General features: G+C 62.0%; 13 protein-coding genes. 8 read left to right on the forward strand and 5 right to left on the reverse strand.

All coding sequences use genetic code 11. The annotated features are described in order from the left end of the window. Positions 1 to 4 precede the first annotated feature (4 nt). The 3 genes from PSH94_RS19495 to PSH94_RS19505 all read right to left on the reverse strand — a co-directional run bounded on the left by PSH94_RS19495 (position 5) and on the right by PSH94_RS19505 (position 3,525). Positions 5 to 1,510 carry an amidase family protein gene (locus PSH94_RS19495; protein WP_305435586.1) on the reverse strand — a complete coding sequence of 502 codons (1,506 nt, stop codon included), beginning with the start codon at positions 1,508 to 1,510 and terminating at the stop codon, positions 5 to 7. 118 nt (positions 1,511 to 1,628) lie between these two features. Continuing rightward, a complete protein-coding gene (locus PSH94_RS19500; protein WP_305435587.1) occupies positions 1,629 to 2,345 on the reverse strand; it encodes an amidase family protein in 717 nt (238 codons plus the stop codon). 130 nt (positions 2,346 to 2,475) lie between these two features. Beyond that, positions 2,476 to 3,525, reverse strand: a complete 1,050-nt coding sequence (locus PSH94_RS19505; protein ID WP_305435588.1) for an MBL fold metallo-hydrolase — start codon at positions 3,523 to 3,525, stop codon at positions 2,476 to 2,478. A 124-nt stretch (positions 3,526 to 3,649) separates the two neighbouring features. Between PSH94_RS19505 and PSH94_RS19510 the strand changes: the two genes are divergently transcribed. The 4 genes from PSH94_RS19510 (at position 3,650) to PSH94_RS19525 (ending at position 7,711) form a co-directional block, all read left to right on the forward strand. Then, positions 3,650 to 4,276, forward strand: a complete 627-nt coding sequence (locus PSH94_RS19510; RefSeq protein WP_181080151.1) for a TetR/AcrR family transcriptional regulator — start codon at positions 3,650 to 3,652, stop codon at positions 4,274 to 4,276. A gap of 189 nt (positions 4,277 to 4,465) precedes the next feature. Beyond that, the gene (locus PSH94_RS19515; RefSeq protein ID WP_305435589.1) at positions 4,466 to 5,524 is read left to right on the forward strand and encodes a diguanylate cyclase; all 1,059 of its coding nucleotides are present in this window, start codon (positions 4,466 to 4,468) and stop codon (positions 5,522 to 5,524) included. A gap of 263 nt (positions 5,525 to 5,787) precedes the next feature. Next, positions 5,788 to 7,107, forward strand: coding sequence for a PAS domain-containing methyl-accepting chemotaxis protein (locus PSH94_RS19520; RefSeq protein ID WP_266246479.1), 1,320 nt, complete (start codon positions 5,788 to 5,790; stop codon positions 7,105 to 7,107). Between the two features lie 85 nt (positions 7,108 to 7,192). Beyond that, the gene (locus PSH94_RS19525) at positions 7,193 to 7,711 is read left to right on the forward strand and encodes a DUF1003 domain-containing protein (RefSeq protein ID WP_181080148.1); all 519 of its coding nucleotides are present in this window, start codon (positions 7,193 to 7,195) and stop codon (positions 7,709 to 7,711) included. Here the strand turns inward: PSH94_RS19525 and PSH94_RS19530 are convergent. Next, positions 7,708 to 8,592 (reverse strand): LysR family transcriptional regulator, encoded by an 885-nt coding sequence (locus PSH94_RS19530; protein ID WP_305435590.1) that lies wholly within the window; start codon positions 8,590 to 8,592, stop codon positions 7,708 to 7,710. The two genes, PSH94_RS19525 and PSH94_RS19530, sit on opposite strands and share 4 nt — an antisense overlap. An 80-nt stretch (positions 8,593 to 8,672) precedes the next feature. Here PSH94_RS19530 and PSH94_RS19535 point away from each other — a divergent pair, with 80 nt between their 5' ends. Then, entirely contained in the window at positions 8,673 to 9,380 is a 708-nt protein-coding gene (locus PSH94_RS19535; protein ID WP_305435591.1) for a CTP synthase, read from the forward strand. Beyond that, positions 9,377 to 9,691, forward strand: a complete 315-nt coding sequence (locus tag PSH94_RS19540; RefSeq protein ID WP_181080146.1) for an antibiotic biosynthesis monooxygenase — start codon at positions 9,377 to 9,379, stop codon at positions 9,689 to 9,691. Before PSH94_RS19535 ends, PSH94_RS19540 begins: the two co-directional genes overlap by 4 nt. Here the strand turns inward: PSH94_RS19540 and PSH94_RS19545 are convergent. Continuing rightward, positions 9,688 to 10,026 (reverse strand): DUF2025 family protein, encoded by a 339-nt coding sequence (locus PSH94_RS19545; protein ID WP_181080145.1) that lies wholly within the window; start codon positions 10,024 to 10,026, stop codon positions 9,688 to 9,690. The two genes, PSH94_RS19540 and PSH94_RS19545, sit on opposite strands and share 4 nt — an antisense overlap. A gap of 231 nt (positions 10,027 to 10,257) precedes the next feature. Here PSH94_RS19545 and PSH94_RS19550 point away from each other — a divergent pair, with 231 nt between their 5' ends. Both PSH94_RS19550 and PSH94_RS19555 read left to right on the forward strand, forming a co-directional pair. Continuing rightward, positions 10,258 to 11,385, forward strand: coding sequence for a glycerophosphodiester phosphodiesterase (locus tag PSH94_RS19550; protein WP_181080144.1), 1,128 nt, complete (start codon positions 10,258 to 10,260; stop codon positions 11,383 to 11,385). 79 nt (positions 11,386 to 11,464) lie between these two features. Further along, positions 11,465 to 11,770, forward strand: coding sequence for a PepSY domain-containing protein (locus PSH94_RS19555; RefSeq protein WP_253509068.1), 306 nt, complete (start codon positions 11,465 to 11,467; stop codon positions 11,768 to 11,770). Positions 11,771 to 11,808 lie beyond the last annotated feature (38 nt).

The following is an 11,808-nucleotide window of genomic DNA, read 5'->3' on the forward strand; positions in this document are numbered from 1 at the left end:
GTAGTCACAACCCAGGCCTGGCAGGCACTTTTGCCGCCTGCTCATACCCATGCGCCACGGCCAGCAGCGTCGGCTCCGACCAGCGTGCACCGAAGAAGTAGGCACTGGTGGGTGCACCATTTGCATCCTTGCCCGACGGTACGCTGATGCCAGGGTAGCCGGACGCGGCGACTGCGAAGTAACTGTTGGTTTCGAAATCCGAGACCAGGGCGTCCAGGGATTGCTGATCGATCAACTCGTCCACCGTGCCGCGAAAGGCCTGGATGAGCGCATCCCATAACGGCGCGCGTTCTTCGGCGCTCAGGGTGGAGGCTTCGATGTCCTTGAGTACCGGCTGGTGGTCCGTGTCGGTGCCGTCGCGCTGCTCGTTGAAACGGATCAACTCAGACACAGACTTCACCGGCAACCCGTCGCGCTTGGCCAGATAGCCATTGAGTTCGTCCTTTACATCGGCAAGCAGTAACTCGTCATAACGCGAGGCATCCGCCAGGCGAATGTTGACCGGCACAAGCTGTGCCCCCTGGGTGCGGAGCACTTCAAGCGTTTGCGCAAACTGCGGGCTGTTGTCCACCGGCAGGCTTTCGCCGTCGGCGGAAAACGTTGCGGGATACCCGATACGTTTACCCTGCAACGCGCCGGGCGTGAGCAATGCGGTGTAGTCGATCCCTGTGGGTGCCTGAGTAGTCGCTGCGTCGTGGGGGTCACTGCCCGACAAGGCGTTGAGCAATAGTGCGCTGTCAAATACCGTGCGGGCCATGGGCCCTGGCGTGTCCTGTCGGTGGCTGGCCGGAATGATACCGCTGCGGCTCAATACGCCCACGCTGGGCTTGAGCCCCACCACACCGTTTAACGCGGCCGGTACGACGATCGAACCATTGGTTTCGGTGCCGACCGCCAATGGTGCCAGGCCGGCCGCGACCGCCACCGCCGAGCCTGAACTCGAGCCGCCTACGGGCGCGTCGGCATCGTGAGGGTTGCGAGTTTGGCCGCCCCGGCGGCTCATGCCGTCGGGGCCACCGCGAAAGCCTGCCAGCTCAGTCAGGTTGGTTTTCCCCAGGATCACCGCGCCCTGCTGGCGCAGGCGTTCGACGATAAATGCATCTTGGGCGGCCGGGGCGCCCACCAGGGCAAAGGCGCCGGCGCTGGTTTGCTGGGTGTCCGCGGTCTCGATGTTGTCTTTGAGCAACACGGGGATGCCATGCAGTGGCCCGCGCACTCTGCCGTTGGCGCGCTCGCAATCAAGCTCGCGGGCGATGTCCAATGCTTGCGGGTTGAGTTCGATGACGGCGCTCAAGGCGGGGTCGAGTGTTCGAATTCGCTGCTGCAGGTAACTGACCAGCTCGACCGACGTCAGCCCGCCCGGCCGGGCCATCTGCTCTCCAAGTTCACGAACACTCGCGTATTCGGTTCCCGGCGGAACGGGCCTTGATACCGGCGCAGGCGCGTTCAATCCCATCAGTTGCACAGCGTGTTGAACCACCGCACTCACACCGTAACCCATGCCAAACATAAACCACCTCCCAGGAAGGGTAAGAAACGACGAAGGATCACCGTTGATCCGTGCGCCAGTCTAAAAACTCCCCTCTTCCCAGGCTGCGTGATGCGAGCACTTCACTGCGTGCGATTGTTCAACGCGGCGAGTAGGCGTGCGGCTGGCCCTGACCAGCACTGCGATAAGCCTGTACCAGCGCGGGCAGCGAATCCCTGGACCACCGCGCCACGTAGAACCACAGCGTCGCGCCGTCCTCAAGCGGCTCGCCCAGCCTGGCGTAACCGCCCCAGCACGCGTCATGGAACGCACTGCTGCGGCTGTCCGACACCAGGGCATCGAGTCGGTATTCACTCACCAACGCATCGATTTCATTGTGGGTATGCAGATCGAATCGCAGACTGGCATCGGCCTGCCGGGCAGGCACAGGCACAAGTTGCGCACCGGCGCGGCTCAGCCTGTCCAGCGCATGGGTGAACGTCGCTCGATGTTCGATCGGTTCGTGCGCATCGCCATGGGTATAGCGGTCGGCAACGCCTATGCGCCTGCGCGCCAATGCCTGGCAGGGTGCAAACGTACTGTCATTTTGCACCAGCGGTACTTCCACCATCACCGGACCCGAAGGCTCGATGCCACTCAACGCAATAAGCGATAACGCCGGGTCTCGCACGGTCTTCATCATCGGCCCCGGCACATCTTGCCTGGGGGCAGGAATGCCTGGCTGGGGCGCGGTCGCGAAGGCGATGCTGCCTTGAGTGGCCTGCTGCTCAGGGCGATTGCCCACGGGCGCCGACGACAGGCTGGCCGGACAGGACGACGGGTAAGGTTCCAGGGCGCCAGGCGCGCAAGGTCGCAAAATTTTCCTACAATCTTCTTCCATCAAAACCTGCCCGGACTGTGAACTTGCCGGGATCACCGCACCTCTCACGCTTACGTGTCGCAGGGGTGAAACACTTTGAAAACTCCTTTTCCAGGCACCTGGCGCATCAGCTCACCAGCCGCTCCTCAAGGCCCTGGGGCTCCACGTCCAGCCACCATGCATGCCCGCGTTCCGGCTGGTTCAAGCTGAACGCCCGGCCCATTGGCGGCGTGGTAATCGCCACGTTGCGTTCCCACGCCAGCGCCATGATGCGGTCAAACGGTTCGTGCCAGGCATGAAACGCCAGGTCGAAAGTACCGTTGTGGATCGGCAACAGCCAACGCCCTTTGAGATCGATATGCGCCTGCAGGGTCTGCTCCGGCTGCATGTGCACATGCGGCCAGTCAACGTTGTAGGCGCCGGTTTCCATGAGGGTCAGGTCAAACGGACCGTAGTGATCGCCAATGCGTTTGAAGCCGTCGAAGTACCCAGTATCGCCGCTGAAAAAAATCCGTCGCGCGCCGTCGATCATCACCCAGGAACACCACAGCGTCTGGTTGGCGTCGAACAGGCCTCGCCCGGAAAAATGCTGGGCGGGCGTCGCGACAAATCGAATGCCGCCCACCTCGGTCCCCTCCCACCACTCCAATTGACACACCTTGTCGGCATCCACGCCCCATTTGATCAGCAGGTCGCCCACGCCCAGCGGCGCCAGAAAACAGCGGGTCTTGGCGGCCAACCGGACCACCGCATTGCGGTCCAGGTGGTCGTAGTGGTTGTGGGAAAGAATCACCGCCTCCAGGTCGGGCAGGTCTTCAAGGCTGATCGGCGGCTGGTGGAAACGCTTGGGACCGGCCCAACCGAATGGCGAGGCGCGCTCTGCGAAGACCGGGTCGGTCACCCAGAACTTGCCACGCAGTTTGAGCAGTACGGTGGAATGGCCGAGGCGAAACACACTGTGGTCGGGTGCGTCCAGTAACTGCTGGCGCGTTAAAGGCTCGACCGGAATGGCTCCTACCGGGCGCGTGGTGCGGGGTTTGTTGAACAGCATGTTCCAGAAAATGCGCAACGTTTTGCCAAACCCGGCGTGCTGCACCGGCGCCTCATTATTGAAATGTCGTTTGCCCTGCTTGGCGCGCGGGGTGGAAGGGTCGACACGGGATGAAATCGTGGGCATGACAGAGTGACTCCTGCGGTCCGCTCATAAATTACACTGCACAGTGTAGTTTCAAGATTGCAACAAAAGCGAGAACAAGTAAACTACCGAGTGTAATTTCCCCTCGAAGAGCCGAACGTTATCCATGACTGCCCCTAAACGCCTTACCGACCGCAAACGCGAAGCCATCGTGAGCGCGGCCATCAGCGAATTTCGGGCTAACGGCTTCGAAGTTACCAGCATGGATAAGATCGCCGCCACGGCCGGGGTGTCCAAACGCACGGTGTACAACCACTTTCCCAGCAAGGAAGAGTTGTTCGCCGAGATACTCCATCAACTCTGGGCCAGCACCGTGGCGCAGCTCGACGTGGTCTACGCCAGCGACCGCCCGCTGCGCGAACAACTGCGCGGTTTGCTGGAAGCCAAGATGAAGATGATGTCGGACGCCAACTTCCTCGACCTGGCCCGCGTCGCCATCGCCGCCACCATTCATTCACCGGAACGGGCTCAAGATATGGTCACGCGCCTGAGCCAACGCGAAGAAGGCTTCACGCAATGGGTGCGCGCGGCGCAGCAGGACGGGCGTCTGTCCTGCACCGACCCGGCTTTCGCGGCCCACCAGATCCAGAGCCTGCTCAAGGCGTTTGCGTTCTGGCCGCAGATTACGCTGGGCCAACCCACCCTCGACACGGCCACCCAGGCCAGCGTTATCGAGTCGGCCATTGACCTGTTCCTCGCCGGCTATGAAATCAACCCGCCCCGCCTGCAGTAATGCCTGTTGCCGGAGCGACATTCCTGGTCGCTTTTGACGCATTCGCCGTCTTTTTTGCGCAAATGGCCTGGAAGGACACTGATTATTCCTACGGGAATCCCTGACAATATTCACAGGGTTTCCCCGATCAACGGTCATGCCCGATCAAGTGCCGTCACCTCCGCAAAAAAAGAACTCACCCAGGTATTTATGGAAAACCGACAAGGCAAAGGGCTGTCATTTGCCAGGCGTCTCTACAAGCCAAGGATCATCGGCGCGGCCATGTGCTGCATCAGCGTGACCGCCGCGCTCTACCCGCTGGGCATGCCCGGATGGGTGTGGGCGCTATTGCTGGCCAGTGGATTTGCCTGGCCACATTTAGCGTTTCAACTGGCGACCCGCGCCAAATTCCCCTACAACGCCGAACGACGCAACCTGATGTACGACGCGGTGCTGGGCGGGTTCTGGGCCACGACGCTACAGTTCACGCCGTTGATCAGCGTAACGTTGCTATCGATGATCGCCATGAACAGCGTGGCCGCAGGTGGCACGCACTTGCTGCTGCGCGGGTTGCTTGCCCAACTGCTCGGTGCAGGGGTGGCCGGATTGATTTTCGGGCTGCGGTTTAACCCCGATGTCAGGCTGGTGGAGGTCTACGCCAGCCTGCCGATGTTGACGCTCTACCCCATGGCCATCGGCATGGTCTGCTATCAACTGGCGATCAAACTCTCGGAACACAAGCGTACCCTCAGTGCGCTGAGCCGTATCGACAGCCTCACCGGGCTGCTCAACCACGGTTCGTGGAAAGACCTGCTGAACCTCAAGTTCCATAAATGCCAGCAGCAGCAAAGCCACGCCACCATCGCGCTGATCGATATCGATCATTTCAAACAGATCAATGACACCCATGGCCACATCGTGGGCGACGCTGTGCTGCGTCAACTGAGCCTGGAACTGCGGCGCAACCTGCGCGACAACGACCTGGCCGGCCGTTACGGCGGCGATGAGTTTTGTGTGATTTTGCCGCAGATGTCGCTGAATAAAGCCGTGCACCTGATGGAGCACTTGCGCGAAACGTTCAGCGATTATCGTAACGCGCATATTCCCGAGCTACGGGTGAGCCTGAGCATCGGCGTGGCGGACTTCCAGCCCGAGTTCGCCGATGCGGCTGCCTGGCTGAATGCGGCGGACCGCGCGTTGTACGCCGCCAAACACACCGGGCGCAACCGGGTCGGCGTCAGTGACCATCGGCTCGCGTGTAGCGCCTGAAAGTGGCGCAATGACATCTCGTCTGAAATCTCCGTGCACCGCCCCGTCGATAGCATAATGCCTCTACTGGTCGTCAACCCAAAAATGGTCCCGCCCACGGGCGAACTTCCGGGCAGGCTGATCACTCTGAACCCTTTGTTACACCCACCCTGCCAGCACACGGAGGCTGGCAATGAGCACGTCAACCGTACGGCACAGGCCCTACGGCGGCAGGCGCATATCCATGGAACCCCCCAGACGCTTGCTTGCCTGAGCACACGACCATGCTATTCAACGCCCATAAGAAAACCATCGACGCCCTGCAGCACACCCTTGCCCAGCAAACCCACCTGCTGAACGCCATCGAGCGTTCGATGGCAGTGATTGAGTTCGACCCCCAAGGTCAGGTGCTGCGGGCCAATGACAACTTTCTCAAGACATTGCGCTACCGCGCCGACCAAGTGATCGGCCAGTCCCACCGGATGTTTTGCACGCCCGCGTTCGCGCGCAGCGCCGATTACGCGCAGTTCTGGACGGACCTGCGCAGCGGACGCTTCCAGTCGGGCACGTTCGAACGGGTGGCCGGCGACGGCCATTCGGTGTGGCTGCAAGCCAGTTACAACCCGATATGCGATGACAGCGGGCGTGTAATCAAAGTGGTGAAGTACGCCATGGATGTCACCGCGCGCCTGCAAAGCGAAAGCGAAACCCACGGCAAACTGGAAGCCATCGGCCGGGCCATGGCGGTGATCGAGTTCAACCTGGACGGCACCGTGATCACCGCCAACGCCAACTTCCTGCAACGCATGGGTTACAGCCTGGCGCAGGTCCAGGGCCAGCATCACCGCCTGTTCTGCACCCCAGCCACGGCCGGCAGCCAGGCCTACAGCGAGTTCTGGAGACGCCTTAACCAAGGCGAATTGTTCAACGGTCAATTTGAACGGGTGGACAAACACGGCAACCCGGTGTGGCTGGAAGCCAGCTACAACCCGGTGTACGACGCCGGCGGGCGCCTGTGCAAAATCGTCAAGTTCGCCTCCGACGTGACCGCCAGGGTACAGCAGCACGCGGCCGACGCCGCCAGCGCCGCGCAGGCCTATCACATCTCCATGACCACCCGGGACATCGCCGAGAAAGGCGCCGAGGTGATTCAGCAAAGTGCCAGCGGCATGCGCGACATTGCCGCCGACATCGACAGTTCATCGCACTTGATTGCCAAACTGGGCGAGCGTTCGGAGCAGATCACCACCATCGTCAACACCATCCGCGCGATCGCCGATCAGACCAACCTGCTGGCGCTTAACGCTGCCATCGAGGCCGCGCGCGCCGGTGAGCAAGGACGCGGATTCGCCGTGGTGGCCGATGAAGTTCGGCAATTGGCCGCGCGCACCAGCGGCTCGACGTCGGAAATTTCCAGCATGATCGCACTCATCCAGGCCGAAACCCGCCAGGCCATCACCAGCATGGACGGCACGCGCGACCGCGCCGCCCTGGGCGTGGAACTGGCCAACCGCGCCGGCGCGGTGATTGTGCAGATCCGCGAAGGCACCGGCGAGGCGGTGCAGGCGGTGAGCGCGTTCGCCAACGAGCGGGGCGCACGCTGAGCGCAGGCTCGGGTTATTCATGCATCAGACAGCCGGCCAGGCCTATAGTGAGTCACTGTCTTAACGTTGATGACCCGAGCCCGCCATGACCCCAGACAAACCCGAAACCGCCGCCGTCGACCACCTGCGTTTCCACCGGCGCCATGCCCACCTGGCCCCCACCTTCGGTAACGACACGTTTGCGCTGAAGGCCGAAGCGTTCGCGCGCTTCTTCGGCACGCCCGCCTTTCTTGGCGCGCAAACCCTGATCGTGATCCTCTGGGTGGCGCTCAACGTCAGCGGTGTCACGCATTTCGACGTGTACCCTTTCATCCTGCTCAACCTGGCTTTCAGCCTGCAATCAGCCTATGCCGCTCCACTGATATTGCTGGCCCAGACCCGTCAGGCTGCGCGCGACAAAGCGCAGTCCGACGCCGATGCCCAACACCGCGAAGCCTTGGCCGTCGCCAACAGCGAGCGCCAGGCCCAAGCCGCGCAGACCAACAGGCAGTTGCTGGAATTGTTGGAACAGAACACCCGGCTGACGGAAATCACCAAGCAGCTGTCGGAGCACATCGACAGCCTGACGTGCGAAATGCATCAACACTTTGTGCGCAAGACTTAACCCTGCGGCAAGCGCACATGTCGACCCAGTTCATCGAACAGCGTCACCACCGAGCGCAAGGCCCTGCAATCGGGGCGCGTGAGCAACCATAGTGCCGTGTTATGCGCCGCCAGTGGCGGGCCCAGGGCTTGCAGGGTGTGATCGAGCAGAAAACTCGGCAGCGCCGCGACGCCCAGCCCCGCCCGCACCAGTTCGGTGACCGACAACATGCTGTTGCAGCGATAACCGGGACGCACACCCGGCAAGTGCTCGCGACGCCAGACGACGGTGGGGTGATCGGGCAGAAAATCATCCGGCGCGATCCAGGCCAGTTCCGCCAACGCTCGGCCTGCGTGGCGGGCGGCATAATCGCTACTGGCGCAGACTTGATACGACACGCTGCCCAGGCAACGTCCCACGAGATGCTCCGGCGGCGTGCGCGTTAACCGCAGGGCAACATCGGCATCGCGTCGACTGAGGTTGGCGAAGTCATTGGAAGTGCTCAGTTCCAGGGCCAGCGCCGGATAGTCCGGCATGAACTGCGCCAGCGCCGGCAGCAGCAGGCCCTGTAATACCAAGTCGGTACACGTCAGGCGCACCGTGCCGCTGATCACTTCGCCACCTTGCTCCACGCCAATCCGCGCCGCTTCCAGCGCCTGCTCCGCGCGTTCGGCCTGTTGCGCCAGGGTAGCGGCCAGGCCGCTGGGCAGGTAGCCGGCGCGGCTCTTTTCAAACAGGGTCTGGCCCAATGCCGCCTCCAGCCGACGCACCGCGCGAAATACCGTGGAAACATCCACCCGCAGCAATGCCGCCGCCCGCGCCAGGGTGCCGCCGCGCACCAAGGCGAGGATCAGAGAGAGGTCGGCATAGTCGAGCTGATAGTGCGTGGCTGCATTGAGCATATGCGTAAACGCCAATATTGATTGCGTGAGCGCCAATCTATAGTGCACGCCAGGACACCACAAGCCATGGGATGCACCCAATGAAACACCCTCACCTGCACCTTGCCCTGATCGGCGACTACAACCCCGATGTGCTTGCGCACCAGGCGATTCCCATCTCGTTGCAACAGGCCGCGGACACCCTTGGCGTGCAGGTTCACGCGCAATGGCTGGCCACCGACACCGTGACGCCCGCCACCGAACTGCACGGCTTCGATGGTTTCTGGTGCGTGCCCGCCAGCCCCTACCGCGACACCGCAGGCGCGTTGTGCGCCATTCGGTTTGCCCGCGAACAACGGCGCCCTTTCCTCGGCACCTGCGGCGGTTTTCAACATGCGGTGCTTGAGTATGCCCGCAACGTGCTGGGCTGGGCCGATGCCGAGCACGGCGAGCTGGCGCCCAATGCCGCCCGCGCAGTGATCGCGCCGTTAACGTGCTCGCTGGTGGAAGCCACCGATACCGTGGGTTTAGCGCCCTACACGCGGATCGCCGAAGCCTACGGCCAGTTGCAGATCGAAGAAGGCTATCGCTGCCGCTACGGGGTAAACCCGACCTTCGCCGATGCATTGCTCGCAGGGGCACTGATCGCCTCCGGGCATGATTCGACCGGGGATCTGCGCGCGGTGGAGTTGCTCGACCACCCGTTCTTCGTCGCCACCCTTTTCCAACCGGAACGCGCCGCGCTCAAAGGCACCCCCGCGCCGTTGGTACTGGCGCTGCTCAAGGCCTGCCAGGCGGTGTCGGCATGATCGCCAGCACCCCGGCGACGCCTTACTACGCGGTGATTTTCACCTCGCTGCGCACCGCAGACGATCAAGGCTACGGCCGGGCCGCCGCGCGCATGCTCGAACTGGCGCGCGAACAACCGGGGTTTCTCGGGGTAGAGTCGGCGCGGGAGCACGGCCTGGGGATCACCGTATCGTATTGGGCCAGCGAAGCGGCGATCCTGGCCTGGAAACACCACGCCGAACACCGGGAGGTGCGTGAGCGAGGGCGCTCCACCTGGTATTCGGCGTTTCACACACGAGTGTGCAAGGTGGAGCGCGACTATGCCTTTTAGGCGCGAGCGTGTGCCTGCACCAGACTGCGCAAGGCACTGATCTGCGGGATTTCCACCCGGCGCATGTACACCCGCAGCGGTTCGGTGATGTGGATGCGATCGTCGATATTCTGATCAAGCAGCAACTGGATGCGCTCGCGGGACAGGGTCATGGTTTGCCCCGGGGCCGGCAGCCAGACAAATTCGGCGCAGGGAATGATGCCGTCATCGGCAACGTCCATGCCGAACGAGTCTTCGCTGAAACGCACGATGTATTGACCGGTCTTGCGGTTGAGGCCGACGAAACCGTTGAGTTGGTCGGCGGCCTGGCAGATAAGCTCGGAAGTGATGCGCATGCTAAACCTCACTGAAAAGTCCCACAGGGACTGGAAAGATGGTTTACACGCGTGGCAGAAATTGCTGTCCTCTGACGGGGCAGCTGCGGGCAAGAGTACTGCAATGCCTGCTGAAAAAGGCAGAAAATCGATGGGTGCACACGTTAATGTCGGTTTGGTGATAGCGCCTTTCGCAATCAATTGTTAAAAAGGAGCCCTTCTCAAAGCTACCTCCAAGAAAGGACTTCGCCTATGCCTGCCACGTTCACTAAGAGCGCCTTGCTGCTCGCCCTGATGCTCGGCCTGGGCCATGCACAGGCCGCCGAACCGATCAGCCCGGCTGAATTGGCAACCAACGAAGGCATTCCCTACCCCGCTGTGATCGCTCACCGTGGCGCCTCCTACGATGCCCCCGAGTCCACCGCCGCCGCTTACAAGGTTGCGCGTGACCTGGGCGCCGACTACTTGGAACTGGACCTGCAGCGCAGCAAGGACGGCGTGCTGTTCGCCCTGCACGACAACAATCTGCAACGCACCACCGATGTGGCCACCAAGTTTCCCGAGCGCAAGGACGCGCCGGCCAACGAATTCACTTGGAAGGAACTGCAAACCCTCGACGCCGGCAGCTGGTTCAACGCCGCCTACCCGGACCGCGCGCGCCCCGGTTTCGTCGGCCTGAAAATCCTCAGCCTGGACGACATCATCAAGATTGCCGAAGGCAACCCGCAGCACAAACCCGGCCTGTACATCGAAACCAAAGAACCCAAGCAATTCCCCGGCATCGAAGCCGACCTGAAAAACAAACTGCTGGATAAAGGCTGGTTGAGTTCCGCCGGCTCCAAGCTGGGCAAGAGCAACACCGGGGTTGGCCAGGGCAAGGGCCGCGTGGTGCTGCAAACCTTCGAAACCGCGAGCCTCAAAGAGCTGCAGAAGGAAATGCCGAACACGCCGAAGATTCTGCTGCTGTGGGTGGGCGAAGGCAGCATCGAGCCTAAATCCAAGCAGACCTTCGCCGAATCCGGCGAGCCGACCAAGGCCGCGTACTACGCCAAGCAAGAACCCAAGGACGCTGCCGAATTCGAAAAGTGGGTGGACGAGGCCAAGCGCCTTGGCGCCATCGGCACCGGCCCGTCGGCCCAGTTGACCAACCTCGGCGACCAGAGCTATTCGGACCTGGTGAAACCTGAGATGAACAAGCTGACCCACGACAAAGGCCTGCTGGTGCACGTGTACACCGTGGATGAGCCGGTGGACTTCGAGAAAGTGATGAAGGCCGGCGTCGACGGCATCTTCACCAACCGCGCCGCCGAACTGCTCAAGTTCTACAAACGCTGGCCGTCGTCGAGTGTGCAGGACTTGCTCAGGGACAATAAGTTCTGAGCCCGCCTTTAAGGGTGAGTTAAGTTGCGCCGGTTAATCTGGCGCCACTTAAACAGCTCAACCGAGAAGGACACACCCCATGAAAACTTTGACTGCCCTGTTCGCCGCCACCGCTCTGACCCTGACTGCCGGCCTGGCCCAGGCGGATGTTCGCCCGGACCACATTGAAGGTCTGCTCAAGTCCGGCGCGGTAATGCCATTCGAAAAACTCAACGCCGCCGCCGTGGCCAAGCATGCCGGCGCCAGCATCACCGACACCGAGCTGGACCACAAAAACGGCGTACTGGCTTACGAGGTCGAAATGACCGACACCGCCGGCAAAAAGTGGGATGTGACCCTCGACGCCAAGACCGGCGCCGTACTCGAAGACAAGCAGGACTCCTGACCAACGATTGCGCCACCCGCGAGGGTGGCGCTTTTTAT

It is taken from the genome of Pseudomonas sp. FP2254 (genome assembly GCF_030687695.1).
GTDB lineage: Bacteria > Pseudomonadota > Gammaproteobacteria > Pseudomonadales > Pseudomonadaceae > Aquipseudomonas > Aquipseudomonas quebecensis.

What these genes read in the sequence shown, in the direction of transcription:
- PSH94_RS19495 (WP_305435586.1), bottom strand. Translation starts at nt 1,510, where the DNA reads ATGTTTGGCATGGGTTACGGTGTGAGTGCGGTGGTTCAACACGCTGTG.
- PSH94_RS19505 (WP_305435588.1), bottom strand. Translation starts at nt 3,525, where the DNA reads ATGCCCACGATTTCATCCCGTGTCGACCCTTCCACCCCGCGCGCCAAG.
- PSH94_RS19510 (WP_181080151.1), top strand. Translation starts at nt 3,650, where the DNA reads ATGACTGCCCCTAAACGCCTTACCGACCGCAAACGCGAAGCCATCGTG.
- PSH94_RS19515 (WP_305435589.1), top strand. Translation starts at nt 4,466, where the DNA reads ATGGAAAACCGACAAGGCAAAGGGCTGTCATTTGCCAGGCGTCTCTAC.
- PSH94_RS19520 (WP_266246479.1), top strand. Translation starts at nt 5,788, where the DNA reads ATGCTATTCAACGCCCATAAGAAAACCATCGACGCCCTGCAGCACACC.
- PSH94_RS19525 (WP_181080148.1), top strand. Translation starts at nt 7,193, where the DNA reads ATGACCCCAGACAAACCCGAAACCGCCGCCGTCGACCACCTGCGTTTC.
- PSH94_RS19530 (WP_305435590.1), bottom strand. Translation starts at nt 8,592, where the DNA reads ATGCTCAATGCAGCCACGCACTATCAGCTCGACTATGCCGACCTCTCT.
- PSH94_RS19535 (WP_305435591.1), top strand. Translation starts at nt 8,673, where the DNA reads ATGAAACACCCTCACCTGCACCTTGCCCTGATCGGCGACTACAACCCC.
- PSH94_RS19540 (WP_181080146.1), top strand. Translation starts at nt 9,377, where the DNA reads ATGATCGCCAGCACCCCGGCGACGCCTTACTACGCGGTGATTTTCACC.
- PSH94_RS19545 (WP_181080145.1), bottom strand. Translation starts at nt 10,026, where the DNA reads ATGCGCATCACTTCCGAGCTTATCTGCCAGGCCGCCGACCAACTCAAC.
- PSH94_RS19550 (WP_181080144.1), top strand. Translation starts at nt 10,258, where the DNA reads ATGCCTGCCACGTTCACTAAGAGCGCCTTGCTGCTCGCCCTGATGCTC.
- PSH94_RS19555 (WP_253509068.1), top strand. Translation starts at nt 11,465, where the DNA reads ATGAAAACTTTGACTGCCCTGTTCGCCGCCACCGCTCTGACCCTGACT.